Source organism: Bradyrhizobium sp. GCM10028915, from assembly GCF_042666195.1.
GTDB classification, from domain to species: domain Bacteria; phylum Pseudomonadota; class Alphaproteobacteria; order Rhizobiales; family Xanthobacteraceae; genus Bradyrhizobium; species Bradyrhizobium canariense_D.
Genome location: NZ_JBHTFN010000005.1, coordinates 166,548 through 186,965, shown reverse-complemented (window position 1 = coordinate 186,965; position 20,418 = coordinate 166,548). Strand labels below are relative to the sequence as shown.

General features: G+C 64.0%; 24 protein-coding genes. 15 read left to right on the top strand and 9 right to left on the bottom strand.

Annotated elements, in window-relative coordinates:
• Window positions 1–192: 192 nt before the first annotated feature.
• The 4 genes from ACFQX9_RS04485 to dnaQ are packed head-to-tail and all read left to right on the top strand — an operon-like array spanning window position 193 to window position 3,027.
• Window positions 193–1,032: a pyruvate, water dikinase regulatory protein gene (locus tag ACFQX9_RS04485; RefSeq protein WP_018459640.1), complete on the top strand. Its 840-nt coding sequence runs from the start codon at window positions 193–195 to the stop codon at window positions 1,030–1,032.
• Between the two features lie 18 nt (window positions 1,033–1,050).
• Window positions 1,051–1,659 carry a Maf family protein gene (locus tag ACFQX9_RS04480; RefSeq protein WP_377786780.1) on the top strand — a complete coding sequence of 203 codons (609 nt, stop codon included), beginning with the start codon at window positions 1,051–1,053 and terminating at the stop codon, window positions 1,657–1,659.
• Between the two features lie 23 nt (window positions 1,660–1,682).
• Entirely contained in the window at window positions 1,683–2,282 is a 600-nt protein-coding gene (gene coaE / locus ACFQX9_RS04475) for a dephospho-CoA kinase (RefSeq protein WP_377786778.1), read from the top strand.
• 28 nt (window positions 2,283–2,310) lie between these two features.
• The gene (gene dnaQ / locus ACFQX9_RS04470) at window positions 2,311–3,027 is read left to right on the top strand and encodes a DNA polymerase III subunit epsilon (protein WP_377786776.1); all 717 of its coding nucleotides are present in this window, start codon (window positions 2,311–2,313) and stop codon (window positions 3,025–3,027) included.
• On the opposite strand, the gene secB is transcribed toward dnaQ, so the two are convergent.
• Window positions 3,024–3,506 (bottom strand): protein-export chaperone SecB, encoded by a 483-nt coding sequence (gene secB / locus ACFQX9_RS04465; protein WP_007598595.1) that lies wholly within the window; start codon window positions 3,504–3,506, stop codon window positions 3,024–3,026. The genes dnaQ and secB overlap by 4 nt on opposite strands.
• 415 nt (window positions 3,507–3,921) lie before the next feature.
• On the opposite strand from secB, the gene ACFQX9_RS04460 reads away from it, so the two are divergent.
• Genes ACFQX9_RS04460 through ACFQX9_RS04450 form a run of 3 tightly spaced genes read left to right on the top strand, consistent with a single transcriptional unit; the run spans window position 3,922 to window position 6,705 of the window.
• Window positions 3,922–4,617: a Tim44/TimA family putative adaptor protein gene (locus ACFQX9_RS04460; protein WP_007604067.1), complete on the top strand. Its 696-nt coding sequence runs from the start codon at window positions 3,922–3,924 to the stop codon at window positions 4,615–4,617.
• Entirely contained in the window at window positions 4,595–6,118 is a 1,524-nt protein-coding gene (locus ACFQX9_RS04455) for a murein transglycosylase A (protein WP_377786773.1), read from the top strand. Before ACFQX9_RS04460 ends, ACFQX9_RS04455 begins: the two co-directional genes overlap by 23 nt.
• On the top strand, window positions 6,115–6,705 hold the full coding sequence (locus ACFQX9_RS04450; protein ID WP_085349246.1) for a Smr/MutS family protein: 591 nt from the start codon (window positions 6,115–6,117) through the stop codon (window positions 6,703–6,705). The genes ACFQX9_RS04455 and ACFQX9_RS04450 overlap by 4 nt, the downstream gene beginning before the upstream one ends.
• On the opposite strand, the gene ACFQX9_RS04445 is transcribed toward ACFQX9_RS04450, so the two are convergent.
• The 5 genes from ACFQX9_RS04445 to hslV are packed head-to-tail and all read right to left on the bottom strand — an operon-like array spanning window position 6,702 to window position 10,876.
• Window positions 6,702–7,826, bottom strand: a complete 1,125-nt coding sequence (locus ACFQX9_RS04445; protein ID WP_377786771.1) for a hypothetical protein — start codon at window positions 7,824–7,826, stop codon at window positions 6,702–6,704. The genes ACFQX9_RS04450 and ACFQX9_RS04445 overlap by 4 nt on opposite strands.
• 28 nt (window positions 7,827–7,854) lie before the next feature.
• Window positions 7,855–9,159, bottom strand: coding sequence for an ATP-dependent protease ATPase subunit HslU (gene hslU / locus ACFQX9_RS04440; protein WP_085359567.1), 1,305 nt, complete (start codon window positions 9,157–9,159; stop codon window positions 7,855–7,857).
• A 53-nt stretch (window positions 9,160–9,212) separates the two neighbouring features.
• On the bottom strand, window positions 9,213–9,830 hold the full coding sequence (locus ACFQX9_RS04435) for a DUF2585 domain-containing protein (protein WP_018459632.1): 618 nt from the start codon (window positions 9,828–9,830) through the stop codon (window positions 9,213–9,215).
• Window positions 9,827–10,312 carry a GNAT family N-acetyltransferase gene (locus tag ACFQX9_RS04430; protein ID WP_377786768.1) on the bottom strand — a complete coding sequence of 162 codons (486 nt, stop codon included), beginning with the start codon at window positions 10,310–10,312 and terminating at the stop codon, window positions 9,827–9,829. Before ACFQX9_RS04430 ends, ACFQX9_RS04435 begins: the two co-directional genes overlap by 4 nt.
• 3 nt (window positions 10,313–10,315) lie before the next feature.
• Entirely contained in the window at window positions 10,316–10,876 is a 561-nt protein-coding gene (gene hslV, locus ACFQX9_RS04425) for an ATP-dependent protease subunit HslV (protein ID WP_377786766.1), read from the bottom strand.
• A gap of 189 nt (window positions 10,877–11,065) precedes the next feature.
• Between hslV and hisB the strand changes: the two genes are divergently transcribed.
• From hisB to ACFQX9_RS04385, 8 genes are all read left to right on the top strand, one after another.
• Window positions 11,066–11,659 carry an imidazoleglycerol-phosphate dehydratase HisB gene (hisB, locus tag ACFQX9_RS04420; protein ID WP_007604059.1) on the top strand — a complete coding sequence of 198 codons (594 nt, stop codon included), beginning with the start codon at window positions 11,066–11,068 and terminating at the stop codon, window positions 11,657–11,659.
• Between the two features lie 66 nt (window positions 11,660–11,725).
• On the top strand, window positions 11,726–12,256 hold the full coding sequence (locus ACFQX9_RS04415; RefSeq protein WP_377786764.1) for a DUF2628 domain-containing protein: 531 nt from the start codon (window positions 11,726–11,728) through the stop codon (window positions 12,254–12,256).
• Complete coding sequence (gene hisH / locus ACFQX9_RS04410) at window positions 12,253–12,903, top strand: imidazole glycerol phosphate synthase subunit HisH (protein ID WP_018459628.1); 651 nt, start codon at window positions 12,253–12,255, stop codon at window positions 12,901–12,903. The genes ACFQX9_RS04415 and hisH overlap by 4 nt, the downstream gene beginning before the upstream one ends.
• Window positions 12,891–13,637: a 1-(5-phosphoribosyl)-5-[(5-phosphoribosylamino)methylideneamino]imidazole-4-carboxamide isomerase gene (hisA, locus tag ACFQX9_RS04405; RefSeq protein WP_377786762.1), complete on the top strand. Its 747-nt coding sequence runs from the start codon at window positions 12,891–12,893 to the stop codon at window positions 13,635–13,637. The genes hisH and hisA overlap by 13 nt, the downstream gene beginning before the upstream one ends.
• 10 nt (window positions 13,638–13,647) lie before the next feature.
• On the top strand, window positions 13,648–14,424 hold the full coding sequence (gene hisF, locus ACFQX9_RS04400; protein ID WP_085349252.1) for an imidazole glycerol phosphate synthase subunit HisF: 777 nt from the start codon (window positions 13,648–13,650) through the stop codon (window positions 14,422–14,424).
• A gap of 100 nt (window positions 14,425–14,524) precedes the next feature.
• Window positions 14,525–14,851: a phosphoribosyl-ATP diphosphatase gene (locus tag ACFQX9_RS04395; RefSeq protein ID WP_007598445.1), complete on the top strand. Its 327-nt coding sequence runs from the start codon at window positions 14,525–14,527 to the stop codon at window positions 14,849–14,851.
• A gap of 20 nt (window positions 14,852–14,871) precedes the next feature.
• On the top strand, window positions 14,872–15,828 hold the full coding sequence (gene coaA / locus ACFQX9_RS04390; protein WP_027514807.1) for a type I pantothenate kinase: 957 nt from the start codon (window positions 14,872–14,874) through the stop codon (window positions 15,826–15,828).
• An 8-nt stretch (window positions 15,829–15,836) separates the two neighbouring features.
• Window positions 15,837–16,172, top strand: a complete 336-nt coding sequence (locus ACFQX9_RS04385) for a hypothetical protein (protein ID WP_377786759.1) — start codon at window positions 15,837–15,839, stop codon at window positions 16,170–16,172.
• A 61-nt stretch (window positions 16,173–16,233) separates the two neighbouring features.
• Here ACFQX9_RS04385 and ACFQX9_RS04380 read toward each other — a convergent pair whose 3' ends face one another.
• From ACFQX9_RS04380 to ACFQX9_RS04370, 3 genes are all read right to left on the bottom strand, one after another.
• On the bottom strand, window positions 16,234–17,292 hold the full coding sequence (locus ACFQX9_RS04380) for an AI-2E family transporter (RefSeq protein ID WP_085349254.1): 1,059 nt from the start codon (window positions 17,290–17,292) through the stop codon (window positions 16,234–16,236).
• Between the two features lie 52 nt (window positions 17,293–17,344).
• Window positions 17,345–17,974: a histidine phosphatase family protein gene (locus ACFQX9_RS04375; RefSeq protein ID WP_377786756.1), complete on the bottom strand. Its 630-nt coding sequence runs from the start codon at window positions 17,972–17,974 to the stop codon at window positions 17,345–17,347.
• A 101-nt stretch (window positions 17,975–18,075) separates the two neighbouring features.
• Window positions 18,076–20,301 carry a response regulator gene (locus ACFQX9_RS04370; protein WP_377786890.1) on the bottom strand — a complete coding sequence of 742 codons (2,226 nt, stop codon included), beginning with the start codon at window positions 20,299–20,301 and terminating at the stop codon, window positions 18,076–18,078.
• Window positions 20,302–20,418: the final 117 nt, after the last annotated feature.

Below are 20,418 nucleotides of genomic sequence, written 5' to 3'. Positions count from 1 at the left end.
TGTCGGCAGCTTATCAAGAGGGTTATCGACGCAATCCCATTTCCCTTTCGGGAGGGCGTCGAAGTTGTTCTCAGGGGCAGCGGTGTGAAGAAAATTGGCACTTGTCCCGCCCCCGGTGTCGCACATCCCTTTCCGGGAGGTTAAGCTCCACAGAAATCCACAAACCACACCGACTCCATACAAAGGGCTTTTGTGCCGACTTCGAACAATTATTTCCATCTGCACCTCGTCTCCGACTCCACCGGTGAGACGCTGATCACGGTCGCGCGCGCCGTTGCCGCCCAGTACGCCAACGTGACCCCGGTCGAGCACGTCTATCCGCTGGTGCGCAGCCAGAAACAGCTCGATCGCGTGCTCGACGAGATCGAGGAAGCGCCGGGAATCGTGCTGTTCACGCTGCTCGAGAAGGATCTGGTTTCGAGGCTCGAGGATAAGTGCAAGGGGATCAATGTTCCGAGCCTGTCGATCATCGGGCCGGTGATGCAGTTGTTCGAGGCCTATCTCGGAGCTGCCACGACCGGCCGGGTCGGCGCCCAGCACGTGCTCAATGCCGAATACTTCAAGCGTATCGACGCGTTGAACTACACGATGATCCACGATGACGGCCAGCATGTCGAAGGGCTCGACGACGCGGACGTGGTGCTCGTCGGCGTTTCCCGCACCTCCAAGACCCCGACGTCGATCTACCTTGCCAACCGAGGCATCCGCACTGCCAACGTGCCGCTGGTTCCAGGCATTCCGGTGCCCTCGCAACTGGAGACGTTGACGCGACCGCTGGTGGTGAGCTTGCATGCGACGCCGGAACGATTGATCCAGGTGCGCACGAACCGCCTGCTCTCCATGGGGGCCGATTCCAGCAGCGACACTTATACCGACAAGCAATCGGTCGCCGAGGAGGTCGCATTTGCCCGCAAGCTGAGCGCCAAGCACGATTGGCCGCTGCTCGACGTCACGCGGCGCTCGATCGAGGAAACCGCCGCGGCGATCATGAAACTTTACAGCGATCGTCAGCGTAACCGGCCTTCTGAATAGCTTTGGGATAGTTTCGCGATGGGTCTGTGGCTCGGCAAATCTTCGTTGATCCTGGCCTCGCAGAGCAGCGCGAGAAAGATGCTCCTGGCGAATGCCGGGCTCGAGTTCAAGGCGATCACGGCTGATATCGACGAGCGCGGCATCCAGGCTGCCTCCGGGCTTTCTGGTCCGCGCGAGATTGCCCTGCTGCTGGCGCGCGAAAAAGCCAAGGCAGTCTCGGCCCATCACGCTGGAAGCACCGTCATTGGTGCTGATCAAACGCTGGCGCTTGGCGATCGCCTCTTCAACAAGCCTGCGGGCCGCGCCCAGGCGCTGGCGCAGCTGCGCGATCTCTCCGGCCATAGCCATGAGCTGAATTCCGCCGTGGCGATCGCACGCGATGGCGAGATCATCTTCGAGGACGTCTCGGTTGCCTGCCTCACGATGCGGCAGATGACCGAGGCCGAGCTTTCGGCCTATCTCGACATCGCCGGCGGCGCCGTCAGCACCAGCGTCGGCGGCTATCAGCTCGAAAGCCTGGGGATCCATTTGTTCGAGCGTATCGAGGGCGACCACTTCACCATTCTCGGCTTGCCGCTGCTGCCGCTGCTTGCGTTCCTGCGGCGCGAGCGGCTAGTTGCGGTGTGACTGGCAGATATGGTTGGGCGCTGATGCGGATCCTGGGACTGACCGGCTCGATCGGGATGGGCAAATCCACCACCGCGAAATTATTCGCGGAGGCTGGCGTGCCTGTCTACGATGCCGATGCGGCCGTCCATCAGCTCTATGAGGGCGAGGCCGCACCCGCGATCGAGGCCGCCTTCCCCGGCACTACCGCGAACGGCAAGGTTGATCGGCCAAAACTCTCGGCGCGTGTGGTGCACGATCCTGCGGCCATCAAGCAGCTCGAGCAGATCGTCCATCCGATGCTCGGCGCTTCCCGGAAAAAGTTCTTCGCCGACGCCGAAGCCGCCAACGCGCCGGTCGTGGTGCTGGACATACCGCTGCTGTTCGAGACGGGTGGCGAGACGCGGGTCGATGCCGTAGTCGTCGTCACCACGTCTCCGGAACTGCAGCGCGAGCGGGTGCTGGCGCGCGGCACGATGGACGAGGCCAAGCTCGACGCCATCATCGCCAAGCAGACACCCGATGCGGAAAAGCGCAGGCGTGCCGATTTCGTGGTGGATACATCCCACGGACTCGAACCGGTGCGCGCCCAAATCGCGCACATCCTCGCCAACGTCGTTAAGATGCCGCAGCGGCGCGCCTGATTCGCCGCCTGACACGGCTTCCCAGATCATGCGCGAAATCGTTCTCGACACAGAAACCACCGGCCTTGACCCGTTGCGGGGAGATCGCCTGGTCGAAATCGGCTGCGTCGAGATGCTCAATCGCATGCCGACGGGGCAGAGTTTCCACGTCTACATCAATCCCGAAAGGGACATGCCGGCAGAAGCCTTTGCGGTGCACGGGCTGTCGGCCGAATTCCTGGCGACGAAGCAGCTGTTTCACGAGGTCGTCGACGGTTTTCTGGAGTTCATCGGCGACGCGCCGCTGGTGATCCACAATGCCTCGTTCGACATCAGCTTCATCAATGCCGAGCTCGACCGGATCAAGCGCCCGGCGATCCCGCGCGAGCGGCTGGTCGATACGCTGCTGCTGGCTCGGCGCAAGCATCCCGGCGTGTCGAACCGGCTCGACGATCTCTGCTCACGCTATGCGATCGACAATTCACGCCGCACCAAGCACGGCGCATTGCTCGACGCCGAGCTGCTTGCGGAAGTCTATGTGGATCTGGTCGGGGCGCGGCAGTCGCAGCTGCTGCTTGCTTCGGAATCCGAAGAGACTCGCGCCAATGGGGCTGCCGATGCGCCTCGGCGGCAACGGCCGGCGCCGCTCACCCCGCGCATTTCGGACGCCGAGCGCGAGGCTCACCGGGCCTTCATCGCAACGCTCGGCGACAAGGCGATCTGGAACGAGTTCTTGCCCGTTCCAGCCGCCCCTTTGGCTGGTTAAGCCTGGCCGCTCGGCTGAGCGGCCATTTGCCGCTCCATGTTCTGGCGATAGAGGCCGACGAAGTCGACCGGATCCAGCATCAAAGGCGGGAACCCGCCGTCGCGCACGGCAGTGGCGATGATCTCACGGGCAAACGGGAACAGCAGGCGCGGGCATTCGATCATGACCAGCGGATGCAAATTGTCCTTCGGCACGTTGGAGATGCGGAAGACGCCGGCATAAGCGAGCTCGAACGAGAACATGATCTTGCCGGCGGTCTCGGCCTTGCCCTCGACCGACAGCGTCACCTCGAACTCCTGTTCGCTGAGATTGTTGGCGCTGACATTGATCTGGATGTTGATCTGGGGCGGCTGGCTCTGCTGCTGGAGCGAGCTGGGCGCATTCGGATTTTCGAACGAGAGGTCCTTGGTATATTGCGCCAGGACGTTGAGCTGGGGAGCCTGGGCCGCCTCGGGAGGGGTGCCGTTACCGTTGGTCATAAGAGTGTCTCCTTACCCGATTGGGCTGAATTTCGCGGCGGTTGGCTAACATAGGGCTACCTCGTTCCACAAGGACGAACGGTCCCGGATGGGGAATTCCGGCCACGCCCACAACTGTGGCGTTCACCCCGGCGATCCCGCGCAACTGCGCCTTAAACGATTGAAGATGCGCGATTTCCGGGCAGGATCGGGTTTCCCCTTAAGCATAAAACGCGCTACACTCGGTGCTGTGCCAAAAGGCGCCATTGGCCGGGCAAGATTTCGTGCCTACATCCCACGGACCTGACGCGCGGACCCAAAATGGTGATGTAGACTTGCCGTTCCGGTATGGAACGGTCTACTGGCCGGATCGATTTTCCCGGCACGATCCTTTCGAGACGGCCCCTTCTACAGACGACCAGAAAGCGAATACGACGTGGACATCTACACCATCATCTTCCTGGCGCTGGCGGTCTTCATCTTTCTGAGGCTGCGCAGCGTGCTGGGGCAGCGCACGGGCAACGAGCGGCCGCCGTTCGACCGCAACGCGCTCCAGGGCGCCCAGGACAAGAACGTCGTCACCATGCCGGGCAAGGTCATCGACCAGGCTCCCTTGGCGCCGACGGCCGAGCCGACCCCGCCCTCCGACCGTTGGAAGGGCCTGACCGAGCCGGGCACCGTGCTCGCCCAGGGTCTCGACGCCATCGTCGAAAAGGATTCCACCTTCGATCCGCGGCATTTCATCTCCGGCGCCCGCGGCGCCTATGAGATGATCGTGCTGGCCTTTGCCAATGGCGACCGCCGCGCGCTGCGCGACCTGCTGTCGTCGGAGGTCTATGAAAGCTTCGATGCCGCGATCAAGGAGCGCGAGAAGAACGAGCAGAAGACCGAGACGCGTTTTGTCTCGATCGACAAGGCCGAGCTCGTCGGCGCCGAACTGCGCGACCGCACCGCCCAGCTCACGATCCGCTTCGTCTCGCAGATGATCTCGGCCACCCGGGACAAGGCCGGCAACATCGTCGACGGAAGCGCCGACACGGTCGCCGACATCACCGACATCTGGACTTTCGCCCGCGACATCACTTCTCGCGATCCGAACTGGAAGCTGGTTGGCACCGGAAGCGCGAATTAAGGTTTTCCTGAAGACCAGCGCGACGGCGCTTTGCGCAGGTGCCGTCGCGCTGTCGTCGTTTTCACTCGGCGCTGAGGCGGCGCGGCGCCACTATCGCAGCCATCACCATCATCTCCCGGAATTGCCTGCCGCGCCGCCGCGCGCCTTGCCATATCCGCAGCTTCCCCTGCCGCTCGAAATTCCCGGCGCCCAATATCTGCCGCTGGCCTGGGCCGACGTGAAGGGCTGGGGCGACGACAATCATCTCGCCGCCTACAAGACCTTTCGCGCGAGCTGCCGTCCGATCAACGCGCAGACCGGCGCTCCCGAACCGAAGGCTTTGGGCGCCTCGCTGGGCGAACCCTGCCGGGTCGCCAAATCGCTCGAGCTTACCGACGACGCTCGGGCCAAAACCTTCTTCGAGGAGAATTTTGCGCCGCTGCGGATCTCGCGCCTCGGCGAGCCCGATGGTTTCGTCACCGGCTATTACGAACCGGTGCTGGAGGGATCGCGCACGCAGACCGACGTCTACAATGTCCCGGTCTATCGCCGCCCCTCGAATCTCTTTGTGCGCGGTTACAAGCAGGATTCGGTCAGCCTGCCCAACAAGGGCCCGGTCTATCGCAAGATCGGCCGCCGCAAGCTCGTGCCTTATTACGACCGCGCCGAGATCGAGGACGGCAAGATCGCCGGCCGCGGACTCGAGATTGCCTGGCTGAAGGACCCGACCGATCTGCTGTTCGCCCAGATCCAGGGTTCGGCGCGGATCAAGTTCGACGACGGCGGCACGGTCCGGCTCAACTACGACGCCTATAACGGCTATCCCTATACGGCGGTCGGTCGCATCCTGATCGAGCGCGGCATCATTCCAAAGGAAGAGATGTCGATGCAGAAGATCAGGGAGTGGATGGCGCAGACCCCTGACGGTGCCAAGGAGCTGCGCCGCCAGAACCGCTCCTACATCTTCTTTCGCGAGGTCAATCTATCCGACAAGGAGGAGGCGGTCGGCGCGCAAGGCATTCCGTTGACGGCCGGCCGCTCGATCGCGGTCGACAAATCGCTCCACGTCTACGGCACCCCGTTTTTCATCGAAGGCGAGCTGCCGATCGATTCCGAACGCGCGAAGACGCCGTTCCATCGCTTGATGATCGCGCAGGACACGGGCTCGGCCATCATCGGTCCGGCGCGCGCCGATCTCTATTTCGGCGCGGGTCAGGAGGCAGGCCGGGTCTCCGGGCGGCTGCGCCATGCCATGCATTTCGTGATGCTGGTGCCGAAGAGCCTCGATCCCACAACGCGCGGCGCGCGGCTCCCGGTGCCGGACCCGCGGCCCTCGGAGAAGATCGCAAAGCTGTTTCCGCAAACGGAGCCTGCGAAGGACAAGCCGCCTGCCGAGCTGCAAAGCAAGAGCGAGACGGTCGCTGTCGCCGGTCCAATCCCGCTGCCGGTGCCGCGTCCCGTGATCGAGCCAGTTCAGGAGCCGCGGCGGCCGGTGAAAAATCGCTCCCATCGGCAACAATGAAGCGATCGTCCCGTCCGCCCGTGCTGGAGCCTCGTCCCTCGCCGCGCCGTCGCGCGCTGAGTGAGGAAGAGCGCGCGCTGTGGGATACGGTCGCAAAGCAGGTCAAGCCACTGAGAAAGCATCGTGCGGCGAAGGCGCAAGCTGCACCACGCACCGAGTCTTCGCCTGCAGCGCCCGCCCCCCGGCTTGCGCCGTCGCCACGTCCGATTGCCGCTGCCCCGGCACCGCGCGCAGCGAAGCCGGCGGTGCCGCCGCTGGCGCCGCTCGGCAAGCGCGAGCGCACAAAGCTGTCGCGCGGGCGCAGCGAGATCGAGGCGCGGCTCGATCTGCACGGCATGACCCAGATGCGTGCCCACCGCGCGCTGAGCGGCTTCCTGCACCGCGCCCATCATGACGGCCTGACCTTCGTGCTGGTCATCACCGGCAAGGGCCGAAGCGGCGGCGAAAGCGGCGTGCTGCGCCGTCAGGTGCCGGAATGGCTGAGCCTGCCGGAATTCCGGGCCTTCGTCGTCGGGTTCGAAGAGGCCGGTATCGGCCATGGCGGCGAGGGCGCGCTCTACGTGCGGATCAGGCGGGCGAGATACTAGAACGGCCGCACGATTCCGACGCGCGGGATCAATGTGACAATCAGGCCGAAGATATTTGTCGTCTGATCTTCCGCCGAAATCAGCGGCGTCTCGCGTGCGGCGGGCAGCATCTTCACCGCGTGCAGGATCAGGAACATGCAGACTGCCCAGTTCGAGATCCAGCGCGAATAGTCGAATACCATCACGAACATCACGACACAGGCGAGGCTGAGGCCGATCAGCGCCGCAATGACGAGGCGGCGATGCGTGTCGCTTGCGAGCGCGCCGATCAAATTCGCAAAATAGCGCCACAGCGGTGTGTGCAGCCAGATCAGCAGCGCGAACACGGGCACGCCGAGGATGTTGTGCGGCAGGCGGCCCCAGGTGTCGGAAATCTCCTTCGCCAACGGCTGATACCAGATGTAGGCAAACTGCAGCAGGTCGGTCCGCGACGGATCGGCCATCCGGCTCTTCAGATCGGCGACGAAATCCGCCTCCGGGACCGGCATCGTTCCCCAAAACTGCGCGGCGAAGAACAGCGCGGAGACGGCCAGCAGGGCCATGATGCCGAACGCGACATTGGTGCGATCGCAGCCATGCGCTAGATAATGCCTGATCACGACGATGGTGATGATGGTCGGCACATACATCAAGAGATGGATGTGGTGGATCAGGACGAGAACGATCGAGAACAGCGCAGCCAGCGCCACGAACAGCAGCGAGCCGGCCGGCACCAGCAGCAGGACGATCGCCAGCGCGCAGCCATAGATGTCGAAATGGCCGAGCGTGTGCATGAAGTTCTTGAGGAAGAACGGCGAGCCCGCGATGAAGACGAACGTCGGCAATGTCTTCGCGGTGAAGCCGAACGTTGTCTGGAATAGTCTTGCGTACAGCCCGAGCGTCACCAGCCATGTAGCGCCGCCGAGCGCGAACACCAGCCATAGCGGCACCTTGTCGGTGAACAGCGCGACGATCGTCCCGATCAGCGCGCGCTTGATGAAGCCAAAATGGTAATCGACGAGGAGGTGGATGTAGGGGACGTAAGGCGGCAGCTGGATCTTGTGAACGAAGACGCCAACGATGATTGCCGCGTTGATCGCGAGCAGCAGGCGCCAGGGGTTTTGCAGGAAGCGTGCGGTCACGCCGCATCCATAGCGCGACCGTCCGGAATTACAAAATGAACCGGCTCAAATCCGCGTTCTTGGCGAGGTCCCCGACGTGCTTCTGCACGAAATCGGCGTCGACCCTGATGGTCTCGCCGCTGCGATCTGGGGCGGTGAAGGAGATCTCGTCCAGCACCCGCTCCATCACGGTCTGCAGCCGCCGCGCGCCGATGTTCTCGACGGTGGAATTCACGGCCACCGCGACGTCCGCAAGCGCGTCGATGGCGTTGTCGGTGATGTCGAGCGTGACGCCTTCGGTCTGCATCAAAGCGACATATTGCTTGATCAACGAGGCCTCGGGCTCGGTCAGGATGCGGCGCATGTCGTCGCGGGTCAGCGCCTGCAGCTCGACGCGGATCGGCAGGCGGCCCTGCAGTTCCGGCAACAAATCGGACGGTTTGGCGACGTGGAAGGCGCCTGAGGCAATGAACAGGATGTGGTCGGTCTTCACCGCGCCGTGCTTGGTCGAGACGGTGGTGCCCTCGATCAGCGGCAGCAGGTCGCGCTGCACGCCCTCGCGCGAGACGTCGCCGCCGGCGCGGCCTTCGCGGGCGCAGATCTTGTCGATCTCGTCCAGGAATACGATGCCGTTGTTCTCGACCGCGCTGATCGCCTCCATCGTCAACTGATCGCTGTCGAGCAGCTTGTCGGATTCCTCGTTGATGAGGATCTCGTGCGAGCTCTCCACCGTCAGCCGCCGCGTCTTGCTGCGGCCGCCGAGCTTGCCGAAGATATCGCCGATCGACACCGCGCCCATCTGCGCGCCAGGCATGCCCGGGATCTCGAACATCGGAAAGCCGCTGCCGCCGCCTTGCGTCTCGATCTCGATTTCCTTGTCGTTGAGCTCGCCCGCGCGCAGCTTCTTGCGGAAGGAGTCCCGCGTCGCGGCGCTGGAATTGGCGCCGACCAGGGCATCAAGTACGCGCTCCTCAGCGGCGAGCTGCGCACGTGCCTGCACGTCTTTGCGCTTGCGCTCGCGGACCTGGGAAATCGCGACCTCGACGAGATCGCGCACGATCTGCTCGACGTCGCGGCCGACATAGCCGACCTCGGTGAATTTCGTCGCCTCGACCTTCAGGAACGGCGCGTTGGCAAGCTTGGCGAGCCGCCGCGCGATCTCGGTCTTGCCGACCCCGGTCGGGCCGATCATCAGGATGTTCTTCGGCAGCACCTCTTCGCGCAAGGAGCCTTCGAGCTGCTGCCGCCGCCAGCGGTTGCGCAGCGCGATCGAGACGGCGCGCTTGGCATCGGCCTGGCCGACGATGAAACGGTCGAGTTCGGAAACGATTTCGCGGGGGGAGAAGTCTGTCATGGGACCTTAGCTAGGATCAGATGCGGGGCGGGACAAGCCGCTTTTTTTGGCCGTCAGATGATCGGCGGACCCGATTGCCATAGTTTCACGGCCTCGATCGGATGGATCAGCATCAGGATATTGAGCGTCAGATTGTCGCGAATATGCAGCGCCAGCATGATTTCGAAGGCGAGCCCAAGCAGGATGGTCACTGATACAGGCAGCAGGCGCGCTACGAGGAAGCCCAGCATCATGGACAAATTGTCAGAGATCGAATTGACGATGCTGTCGCCGAAATAATCCAGCGAGATCGTGCCGGCGCGGTAGCGTTCGATGATGAAGGGCGAGTTCTCGACGATCTCCCAGGCACCTTCGATCAGAATGGCGATGATCAGGCGGGCGGGCCAGGACAGAGACACGAACGGCAGCCGCGCGAACAGCAGCCAGGTCAGCCCGTAAAACAGGAAGCCGTGCAGGATGTGCGAGAAGGTGTACCAGTCGGCGATGTGCTGCGAATTCTCCGAGCTGTTCACCACGCCATGCCACAGCTTGACATAGCCGCAGGTGCAGATCGGCACCCGGCCCATCGCAAGCAGGATCGAGGCCTGCATCGCTAGCAGCAGCAGCGCGATGCCGACCCAGGCGAGCGGCGGAAACGCGGCCTTGCTCTCATGCGTGGTTGCCAGCGTCATGGCTCGCGCACCATCAGGAGTGCGGGCCCGTCGGGCGTCTCGACCATGCGGTCGCGGACAAAGCCGGCCTTCTCATAGGCACGCACGGCGCGCGCGTTGAGCGGATCAGGATCAGTGACGATGCGGGGCAGGCCCTGCCGCAACTGCGCGTCGGCGAATTGCCGGATGAATGCCGAACCGTGCCCGCGCGCGATCATGTCGCTTTCGCCGATGAACTGATCGATGCCACGGGTGGCCTCCGGTTGCGGCCCAAGACCCGTATTCCAGGCGGTCAGGCGGTAGCATTGAAGATAGCCGAACGGCTTGCCGTCGGCCAACACGATGAACTGGTCCATTGCCGGCTCGTCGAGATCGCCGCTCACGAGCGCGAACTGCTCGTCCGGATCGCCCCACCATTCCCGCACATGCGCTTCGCCCAGCCATCGCCGAATCAGCGGCAGATCGGCCGCGGTCATCGGGCGGAAGGTGTAGGCGAGGGCCATGGCCTACCCGGCCGACAGCGCTTCGATGGTCACATTGCGGTTGGTGTAGACGCAGATATCGGCGGCGATGTCGAGGGAGCGGCGGACGATGGTCTCGGCGTCCTTGTCGGTGTCGAGTAGGGCGCGGGCGGCCGCCAGCGCGTAATTCCCGCCGGAGCCGATCGCCATTACGCCGGCTTCGGGCTCCAACACGTCGCCGGTGCCTGTCAGCACCAGGGAAACGTCCTTGTCGGCCACGATCATCATGGCCTCCAGCCGTCGCAAATAACGGTCTGTGCGCCAATCCTTGGCGAGTTCGACGGCGGCCCGGGTCAATTGCCCCGGATATTGCTCGAGCTTGGCTTCCAGACGCTCGAACAGCGTGAAGGCGTCGGCGGTGGCGCCGGCAAAGCCGCCGATGACGTCGCCCTTGCCGAGTTTCCGGACCTTCTTGGCGTTGTGCTTGATCACGGTCTGGCCGATCGAGACCTGGCCGTCGCCGCCGACCACCACCTTGCCGCCCTTGCGGACCGTCAAAATCGTGGTGCCGTGCCAGCCCGGCGAGCTGTTTGGGGAGTCCTGCATGAATGATCCTCGTTGTCCGGGCTGATTTAGGCGGTCGGGAGCGGGGGCACAACGGGCCGCTTCGGGCGCAATTCGCTCACCATAGGCAGAAGTAGAGGCCCGGCCAGCCGTTGCCGCAGTAGCGAAGGCGTCATTTGGCTGTTAAAAGACCGGCGTTTTCGGCCCGAACTAGGATGGAAGCGTGTTTTGATGCGCACCGCGACGATCAAGCGCAAGACCAAGGAAACCGACATCGAGGTCACCGTGAACCTCGATGGCTCCGGCGTGTCCAATATCGCGACCGGCATCGGCTTTTTCGACCATATGCTCGATCTCCTCGCCCGCCATTCCCGCATTGACCTCACGGTCAAGGCGGTCGGCGATTTGCACATCGATCATCACCATACCACCGAAGACACCGGCATCGCGCTCGGCCAGGCCGTCAAGCAGGCGCTCGGCAACATGGCGGGCATCACTCGCTATGCCGGCGTGCACATGCCCATGGACGAGACGCTGTCACGCGTGGTCATCGACATCTCGGGCCGCCCGGTCCTGGTGTTCAAGGTCGACTTTCCCCGCGACAAGATCGGCGAGTTCGACACCGAGCTGGTGCGCGAGTGGTTCCAGGCCTTCGCCATGAACGCCGGCGTGACTCTTCACGTCGAGACCCTATATGGCGATAACAGCCACCATATCGCCGAGTCCTGCTTCAAGGGTCTGGCACGGGCGCTGCGCACCGCCGTCGCGATCGATCCGAAGGCGGTGGGCGAAATCCCGTCCACCAAGGGCTCGCTCGGCGGCTGACATCTTTCGGCCCGCGGCGCGCGCCGTTTGCGGTATCACTGAATTCCTAAGGAACGGGCCATCGCCATGTCCGTCTACACAGTTCATGCTCCCTCCCCCGCAGGAGCCGATCTGCGCGCGACCGACAAGTTCGTCTTCGTGCGCGACGGCTTCCATTTTTGGGCGATGATCTTCGGACCGCTCTGGCTGCTGTGGAATCGGCTGTGGCTGGCGCTGATCGGCTGGGTGATCTTCGTTGCCGCGTTCAACGTCGGGCTGTCCAGCCTTGGCGTCGGCCGGTCGTCGATCGTCTTCGCCGACGTCATCGTCGCGCTGCTGATGGGATTCGAGGCCTCTAGCCTGCGCCGCTGGACGCTCTCGCGCGGTAAATGGCGGCAGCTCGACGTGGTGATTTCCGACGACGAGGACACCGCCGAGCGCCGCTTCTTCGAGCGCTGGAGCCAGAAGCAGCGCGGCATCGTCAACGATCAATGGGCCGTCGATCGCGGTGGCCCGCCGCCGACCCGCAACGTGCCGGGTCAGCAATTCTCCAACCCGCCGCCAATGCCGGCAGGTGGCATCATTGGTTTGTTTCCAGAACCGGGAGGGTCAAGATGAGCGTCGCCATCATCGATTACGGTTCCGGCAATCTGCATTCGGCCGCCAAGGCGTTCGAGCGCGCCGCGCGCGGCATGGACAACCCGCAAAAGGTGTTCGTCACCAGCGATCCAGACCAGGCCTACAGCGCCGACCGTCTGGTACTGCCGGGCGTCGGTGCTTTCGCTGATTGCCGGCGCGGGCTCGACGCCGTCAACGGCATGGTCGAGGCGATCACCGAAGCGGTGCGCGTCAAGGCGCGGCCGATGTTCGGCATCTGCGTCGGCATGCAGCTGTTCGCCACTCGCGGCAAGGAGCATGTGATCACGCAAGGGCTGAACTGGATCGGCGGCGACGTCGAGAAGATCACGCCGAACGACGAGAGGCTGAAGATCCCGCACATGGGATGGAATACGCTCGATGTGCTGCGCGAGCATCCGGTGCTGGACAGGCTGCCGCTCGGCCCCAAGGGCCAGCACGCTTATTTCGTGCACTCCTACCACCTCAACGCCACCAACGAGGCGGACGTGCTCGCGCGCGCCGATTACGGCGGGCCCGTCACCGCGATCGTCGGCAAGGACACCGCGATCGGGACGCAGTTTCACCCCGAGAAGAGCCAGCGCTTCGGCCTCGCCCTGATCTCGAATTTTTTGCGATGGAAACCGTGATTCTCTTTCCCGCGATCGACCTCAAGAACGGCCAATGCGTGCGCCTCGAACAGGGCGACATGGCGCGCGCGACCGTGTTCAACCTCAATCCCGCTGCGCAGGCGGCGAGCTTCGTCGCGCAGGGCTTTGAGTATCTCCACGTCGTCGACCTCGACGGCGCGTTTGCCGGGAAGCCTGTGAACGCGCAGGCCGTCGAGGCGATGCTGAAGACGATCACGATTCCGGTGCAGCTCGGTGGCGGCATTCGCGATCTCGCGACTGTCGAAGCCTGGCTCGAAAAGGGCATCACCCGCGTCATCATCGGCACCGCCGCGGTGCGCGACCCCGAATTGGTGAAGGCTGCCGCCAGGAAATTCCCCGGCCGCGTCGCGGTCGGGCTCGATGCACGTGACGGCAAGGTCGCGGTCGAAGGCTGGGCCGAGACCTCGCAGGTGACGGTGCTGGAGATCGCACGGCGTTTCGAGGATGCCGGCGTTGCCGCCATCATCTTCACCGACATCGCGCGCGACGGCCTGCTCAAAGGCTTGAATCTCGATGCGACCATTGCGCTGGCGGATGCGATCTCGATTCCCGTGATCGCCTCCGGCGGCCTCGCCTCGATCGAGGACGTCAAGGCGATGCTGACGCCGCGCGCGAAAAAGCTCGCCGGCGCGATCGCCGGTCGCGCGCTCTATGACGGCCGACTCGATCCCGCGTCCGCCCTCGCCCTGATCCGCAACGCACGCGCTGCCTAGGAGACCTCCGATGTTCAAGGTGCGCGTGATCCCATGCCTCGACGTCAAGGACGGCCGCGTTGTCAAGGGCGTCAACTTCGTCGATTTGCGCGATGCCGGTGACCCCGTCGAAGCGGCGATCGCCTATGACGCCGCCGGCGCGGACGAACTTACGTTTCTCGACATCACCGCGACCCATGAGAATCGCGGCATCATGCTGGACGTGGTCCGGCGCACCGCGGAAGCCTGCTTCATGCCCCTCACCGTCGGCGGCGGCGTGCGTGAGGTGAGCGACATCAAGACCCTGCTGCGCGCCGGTGCGGACAAGGTCTCGATCAACAGCGCCGCGGTGTCGCGGCGCGAGTTCGTCAAGGAAGCCGCCGAGAAATTCGGCGGGCAGTGCGTGGTGGTCGCGATCGACGCAAAGCGGGTCAAGCGCGCCGGTGGCGGAGAGCGCTGGGAGATCTTCACCCATGGCGGCCGCAACTCGACCGGCATCGATGCCGTCGAATATGCCCAGGAGGTGGTCTCGCTCGGCGCCGGTGAAATCCTGCTCACCTCGATGGACCGCGACGGCACACGGCAGGGTTTTGACATCCCGCTGACCCGGGCGATCGCCGACAGCATTCCCGTTCCTGTGATCGCCTCGGGCGGCGTCGGCAATCTCGACCACCTCGTCGACGGTATTCGCGACGGCCACGCCACCGCCGTGCTGGCCGCCTCGATCTTCCATTTCGGGGAATTCACCATCCGCGAAGCCAAGGAGCACATGTCCCGGCGCGGGCTGCCCATGCGCCTCGATGCCTGACGACTCCCGTTCCTAAAAATGCTAAATCATCGGCGGGAACCGGCTTATCCCGTCAGAAACCGGCCAATCATCGGCCAAGGCGCGTTTTCCGAGTATTTGTATGCCGCGTTTCACCATCCACGATCTGGCCGAGACCATCGACGCCCGCGCGGCAGCGGGTGGCGAGGCGTCCTATACCCGCAAGCTCCTCGACAAGGGCGCCGAACATTGCGCCAAAAAGTTCGGTGAGGAGGCAGTCGAAACCGTAATCGCAGCAGTCGAAAACGATCGCGCGCATCTGATCGCCGAAGGCGCCGACCTGCTCTATCATTTCCTTGTGCTGCTCAAGGCCCGCGGCGTAAAGCTGGAAGAGGTCGAGGCCGCATTGGACAAGCGGACCAATATGTCAGGGTTGGAAGAAAAGGCGTCGCGTAAGGGCGGCAGCTAGCCGAGGTGGAGAGTCGCGTCATGGATATCCGCGCACCCGAGCAGCAGTATAATCCGTACCGCGTCTATACGCGCGAGGAGTGGTCGCGACTGCGCGACGACACGCCGATGACGCTGGAGCCGGGCGAGTTCGACCGGCTACGCTCGCTGCACGACCGCCTCGACTTGCAGGAGGTCGAGGACATCTACCTGCCACTGTCGCGCCTGCTGTCGATCTATGTCGATGCGATGCAGCGGCTCTATTACGCGGAGCGCCAGTTTCTCAATATCCGCGACCGCAAGATGCCCTACATCATCGGCGTCGCCGGTTCGGTCGCGGTTGGAAAATCCACCACGGCCCGCGTGCTTCAGGCGCTGCTGGCGCGCTGGTCGCCGCGTCCCAAGGTCGAGCTGATCACCACCGACGGATTTCTGTATCCCAACGCCGTGCTGGAGCGGCAGGGCATCATGCAGAAGAAGGGTTTTCCGGAGAGCTACGACCTGCCGCTGCTGCTCAGCTTCCTCTCGGACATCAAGGCCGGCCGCCGCCATGTGCGCGCGCCGGTCTATTCGCATTTGACCTACGACATTGTGCCGAACCAGTGGGCCGAGATCGACCAGCCCGACATCCTGATCGTCGAGGGCGTCAACGTGCTGCAGACCGGCAAGCTGCCGCGTGACGGCAAGGCCGTGCCCGTGGTCTCCGACTTCTTCGATTTCTCGGTCTATATCGACGCCGACGAGGCCGCGCTGCGGCAGTGGTACATCAGGCGCTTCCTGTCGCTGCGCGACACCGCGTTCACCAATCCAAAATCCTACTTCAACCGCTACGCGCTGTTGTCGGACGAGGAAGCCACCGCCACCGCGATCGCGATCTGGGAACGCACCAACCTCGCCAATCTCGAGGACAACATCCTGCCGACCCGCCCCCGCGCGACCCTGATCCTGAAGAAGGGCGCCGACCACACGGTGTCGAGCGTGGCGCTCAGGCGGCTGTAACAGCCTTGATGAACGCAGCCCTTGTTAAATTCGGGCTGAGTATCTTTTGTTGCAGACCGGCGAGGGGTATTTGGTTATGGCTTTCGGAAACGCACACGGGCCCCATGGTTGATCGTCTCAGAAGCGCTGCCGAGCAGCTGGAAGCACCGACCTGCCCGGATTGCCATATCGAGATGAAGTGGTTCCGTTCCGAGCTGCTGGCGGACGAGCCGGCCCCGATCATCGCGCATCTTTTCGTGTGCCCGCATTGCAAGCGCGCGGCCCAGGCAGACACCAAATTCAAGGGCACGCCAGCGCCGCCGGCCAAGCTGTCCGCGCCGCGGTTTGCTGCTCACGCCGCGTAGCATTCGGGGGTGGCCGGATTCGGCGCTCGGCTGGCCGCCGGATAGTAACTCGACATGACGATCATTTCCGGGCCTCCTGTCGCGCTTTCGAGCCGATGAAGATGTGCCACGCCGTGAGAAACATCGCGGCGACGAGCGGGCCGATAACGAACCCGTTCGCTCCGAAAGCCGCAAGGCCGCCTACGGTAGCGAGCAGCACGACATAGCTCGGCATTTGGATCGACTGGCCGACCAGGATCGGACGGAGAAAATTGTCCGCAAGACCGATCACGAAGATCCCGAAGGCGAGCAGGATGATCCCTTTCGTGACTGAGCCTGCCACAAGCAGGTAGAGCGCGACCGGAACCCAAACTAGCGCAGAGCCGAGCACGGGCAGAAGCGAGAGCAGCGCCATCAGGGCGCCCGCCAGCAGCGGGGCAGTCAGGCCGAGCACCCAGAAAATCAGCCCGCCAAGCGCTCCCTGAATCAGCGCAACGAGAACGATCCCCTTGATCGTCCCGCGAACCGCGAGGGTGAATGCATTCAGAATCTCGGTGGTGTGGCTCGGCCGCAGCGGAAGCGCGTCGCGAATCCGCGCGTTGAGCTCGTCACCATCGCGGAGCAGGAAGAACAGCAGGTACAACATCACGAGCAAGCTTGCGACGAACTCCAGCGTCAACTGACCGATGTTGATGGCGTGCCCCGCCAGCTGTTGGCCGGCAGGTACGACCAGACTCGACAGACGTTCCTTCAGGGCCGAAAAATCGATGCCGGCCAGGCGATCCGACAGGGAAGCAGCCCAGGCGGGCAGCGCGGATTTCAGCTGCTGCAGGGGATGAGCGAAACTGATCTCTCCACTCTGAGCGCGCTGATACAGCTCCCCACCCTGGTCGATGAGCGAGGCGATGACGACCGCCACCGGGATGAGGACCATGACGATCACGACGACGACAGTGAACGATGCGACCAAGTTGCGCCTTCCCGGAAGCGTTTCCAGGGCCCGTCGATAGAGTGGCGCGAAGATGATCGCCAGAAGCGTGGCCCACAACAACGCGCCGGAGAACGGCCAAAGCACCCACCCGAAGGCAAGGGAGATCGCGGCAAGCAAGATGAGGAATGAGCGGTCTTCCGATGTTCTCACGTGTTCGCCAGCCCTTCTGTGGCCAGAGCATGTTCACCCGAATTCCGGGCCGTCACTTGTCTGCTTTCGCGGTCCAGTCGGCGAACTTGATGCGTCCTGCAAAGGTTGCAGGACCCGAGCCGCCGGCCTTGTAGACGAAAGCTTCGCCTTCCTGCACGTCCCCGGCTTCCTTGCCGAAGGCATCGGCGATGTTGGTCTTGTGGGTGACCAGGAAGGTGTTGGTGCCGGCCTTGGGCGGCGCGTCGACGAGCTGCCGCACGGCCTGGCCCGCCTTTGCATTTGCGCCGGTCGGATTTGCCATGCCCGACGCACTCGCGTTGCTGCTGTCCGTCAACGCATCGACGGCCTTGACCTCGCGGCCGGAGATCAGCCTGCCGGCCTCGATCGCGCGGTTCAGCTTGCTGGTGTAGACGTCGCCGATCGGGATCGCGAGTTCCTTGATGGCCGTCCCGATCTGGCGCGCCATGTCCCGGCCCTTTTCACTGAGCTGACGCTGGGCGCTCATGTCGTCGAATTTGAAAGGGTAGACATCCTTTTGGCTGTCGTCGGTAGCGGTGTGGCGAAACACCAGCACGTAGCCGCCTTGCTTGAGCGAGGCGATCAGTTGCGAGCTATCGGCCGCGGCGGCTTGAGTGGAACCACAGAGAAGGATCACGAAAGCGAGGCGGCAAAGCACGTTCATGCGAAATCCTCTGTTTAAATGCCCCAGAGGATGGTGACGTGCGACGCGGTCGATTTCAATTGTCGATTACCGGCCGAGATCAGGTTCCTATGAAATCCGAATCAAACCGCGAGCTGCCGCGCCGCCGCCAGTCCGGCCAGCGCCTCTTCCAGCTTCTCGCGATCGAGCGGCTTGATCAGAAACCCGTTCATGCCCGCTTCAAAGCAGGCGTAGCGATCTTCCACCAGCGTATTGGCGGTGAGCGCGAGGATCGGCGTGTGATGGCCGCCTCTAGCTGCCTCATGCGCACGGATTCGTTTTGTCGTTTCGATGCCGTCAAGCTGCGGCATCTGGATGTCCATCAGCACGAGATCATAGGGCGTGCCGGCCGATGCCGCGCCGAGCCAGGATTCCAGCGCGGCCTCGCCATTAATCGCGATGACGACGCGGTGGCCGAGTTTCGTCAGCAGCGAGCGCATCAACAGCGCGTTGATCTCGTTGTCCTCGGCGACGAGAACCGACAGGCCTTTCGCCGGTACCGCGGCGGTGGATGGGGCCGAGGGCTCCGGCGCGAGATCGGGCGAGGCGACCTCCGGGGGTAGCGTGAGGCGTGCGGCGAGCGAGGCCGCGCGCAGCGGCTTCACCAGGAAGCCCGTGAAGGCCGGCGAAAGTTTCTCGTGGCGCGAGCCGGACGTCAGCAGCACGAGGCGTTGCGTCGCATGACTGCGTGCGGCTTCGCCGAGGCGGTCGGCGGTGGCAGCGCCGAGCGCGCGATCGATCAGGACCGAATGCCATGAGCGTTCCGGCAGCAGCGCTTCCGCCACCGCGACGTCCGTCACCATGCAGGTCTGGCCGCCCCAGCGCTCCAGCCGGCGCGCGATCAAGGAGGCCTCGATGCCGTCGGCGATCAGCAGGATCGACTTGCCGGTGAGATCGGGACCGGGGAACGCCGTCTGTTCTGCGCCAGCGTGCGCTGGCGCGAGCGGAATCGCGACCTCGAAGGTCGAACCCTTGCCCGGCTCGCTCGTGAGCGTGATGCGGCCGCCCGTGCGCTTGACGATGCGCTCGCTGATGGCGAGACCGAGGCCGGTGCCGCCATAGGTGCGGGCGACGCGTTCGTCGGCCTGCTCGAATTCGCGGAAGATGCGCTGTTGCGCGTCGGCTGCGATGCCGATGCCGGTGTCGCGCACCAGAAAACTGATCTCGTTCGGCCAGATGCCGGGCTCGACGATCAGCGCGACGCCGCCGCTTGCAGTGAACTTGATGCCGTTGCCGGCGAGGTTGAGCAGCACCTGGCGCAGCCGCGCGGCGTCGCCGACCACCTCGAGCGGCAGCCGCTCGTCGACATAGGCGGCGATCTCGAGCTGCTTCGCCTGCGCGCGCGGCGCGAGCAGCTCGGTGATGTCCTCGATCAGAGCCGAGAGCGCGAAGGGTCGCTGCTCGAGGTCGAGCTTGCCGGCTTCGATCTTGGAATAGTCGAGCAGCTCCTCGATCAGCGCCATCAGCGCTTCGCCGGAGGTCTTCACGGCCCTGGCGTAGGTCGACTGCTCCGGCGTTAGCGTGGTGTCGAGCAGCAGCCCGCCCATGCCGATGATGCCGTTCAGCGGCGTGCGGATCTCGTGCGAGGCCATCGCCAGGAAGCGCGATTTGGCCCGGTTGGCGGCGTCGGCCTGATCGCGGGCGTCGGACAGCGCGCGCTCGGTCTCGGTGCGGTCGGTGACGTCGCGTCCGACGCTCTGCAATTCGGCGGGCTGGCCGGCGTCGAGGCGGACATAGCCTTCGCGCCAGGCGATCCAGCGCGCGCCGAGCGGGGTTGCGATCTTCTGGTCGTGAATCCGCGTGCCGTTGCTCTCGCGAGCGCTGTCGCCCTGCTCCAGCACGGCGAAATCAAAGCGCGTGCCGACCAGCGCGCCGCGCGCCTGTCCGGCAAGCGCGCAATAGGCGTCGTTGACGAAGGTGATGCAGCCATTTGTGTCGCGCAGCACGATCAGATCGCCCTGCTGTTCGAACAGGCTGCGGGCGCGTTCTTCCGCTTCCTTCAACTCCCAATTGCGGTCGATCAGCGTTTCGTTGTGGGCAGCCAGCGCCCGCATCCGCTTGTTGACGAAGCGCAGGCGCATGCTGAGCGTGGCGAGGCCGAGGCAGGCGAGCGCGAACAGGAAGCTGACGCCGATCGCAAACGCATTGGGATCGTAGCCGGACGTCTCGGACCGGCTGCCGGAGACAAACCCATAGGCGCCGCCGAAGGTCGCCGAGAAGATCATGAAGGAGCGGATCGCAAAGGCGATTCGGGGGTGCTGTCGCCTGAAGCGGCGCATGCGCACCTTGATCCGGAACGTCCGACCCATCGCCACCGACCCGACTGTTTTCATAAAACGCTACGCTCGCTGTAAACGACGATGTGCCGCCGACCTTGCGAACAGTTTGAGGCCCTGCGACCGCCTCCAAACAGGGTTGACGAGGCG

Coding starts and splice junctions, on each gene's coding strand:
- ACFQX9_RS04480 (WP_377786780.1), top strand. CDS start 1,051: ATGGGTCTGTGGCTCGGCAAATCTTCGTTGATCCTGGCCTCGCAGAGC.
- coaE (WP_377786778.1), top strand. CDS start 1,683: ATGCGGATCCTGGGACTGACCGGCTCGATCGGGATGGGCAAATCCACC.
- dnaQ (WP_377786776.1), top strand. CDS start 2,311: ATGCGCGAAATCGTTCTCGACACAGAAACCACCGGCCTTGACCCGTTG.
- secB (WP_007598595.1), bottom strand. CDS start 3,506: ATGACCAACGGTAACGGCACCCCTCCCGAGGCGGCCCAGGCTCCCCAG.
- ACFQX9_RS04450 (WP_085349246.1), top strand. CDS start 6,115: ATGAAGCGATCGTCCCGTCCGCCCGTGCTGGAGCCTCGTCCCTCGCCG.
- hslU (WP_085359567.1), bottom strand. CDS start 9,159: ATGACAGACTTCTCCCCCCGCGAAATCGTTTCCGAACTCGACCGTTTC.
- ACFQX9_RS04435 (WP_018459632.1), bottom strand. CDS start 9,830: ATGACGCTGGCAACCACGCATGAGAGCAAGGCCGCGTTTCCGCCGCTC.
- ACFQX9_RS04430 (WP_377786768.1), bottom strand. CDS start 10,312: ATGGCCCTCGCCTACACCTTCCGCCCGATGACCGCGGCCGATCTGCCG.
- hslV (WP_377786766.1), bottom strand. CDS start 10,876: ATGCAGGACTCCCCAAACAGCTCGCCGGGCTGGCACGGCACCACGATT.
- hisB (WP_007604059.1), top strand. CDS start 11,066: ATGCGCACCGCGACGATCAAGCGCAAGACCAAGGAAACCGACATCGAG.
- ACFQX9_RS04415 (WP_377786764.1), top strand. CDS start 11,726: ATGTCCGTCTACACAGTTCATGCTCCCTCCCCCGCAGGAGCCGATCTG.
- hisH (WP_018459628.1), top strand. CDS start 12,253: ATGAGCGTCGCCATCATCGATTACGGTTCCGGCAATCTGCATTCGGCC.
- hisA (WP_377786762.1), top strand. CDS start 12,891: ATGGAAACCGTGATTCTCTTTCCCGCGATCGACCTCAAGAACGGCCAA.
- hisF (WP_085349252.1), top strand. CDS start 13,648: ATGTTCAAGGTGCGCGTGATCCCATGCCTCGACGTCAAGGACGGCCGC.
- ACFQX9_RS04395 (WP_007598445.1), top strand. CDS start 14,525: ATGCCGCGTTTCACCATCCACGATCTGGCCGAGACCATCGACGCCCGC.
- coaA (WP_027514807.1), top strand. CDS start 14,872: ATGGATATCCGCGCACCCGAGCAGCAGTATAATCCGTACCGCGTCTAT.
- ACFQX9_RS04385 (WP_377786759.1), top strand. CDS start 15,837: ATGAACGCAGCCCTTGTTAAATTCGGGCTGAGTATCTTTTGTTGCAGA.
- ACFQX9_RS04375 (WP_377786756.1), bottom strand. CDS start 17,974: ATGAACGTGCTTTGCCGCCTCGCTTTCGTGATCCTTCTCTGTGGTTCC.
- ACFQX9_RS04370 (WP_377786890.1), bottom strand. CDS start 20,301: ATGGGTCGGACGTTCCGGATCAAGGTGCGCATGCGCCGCTTCAGGCGA.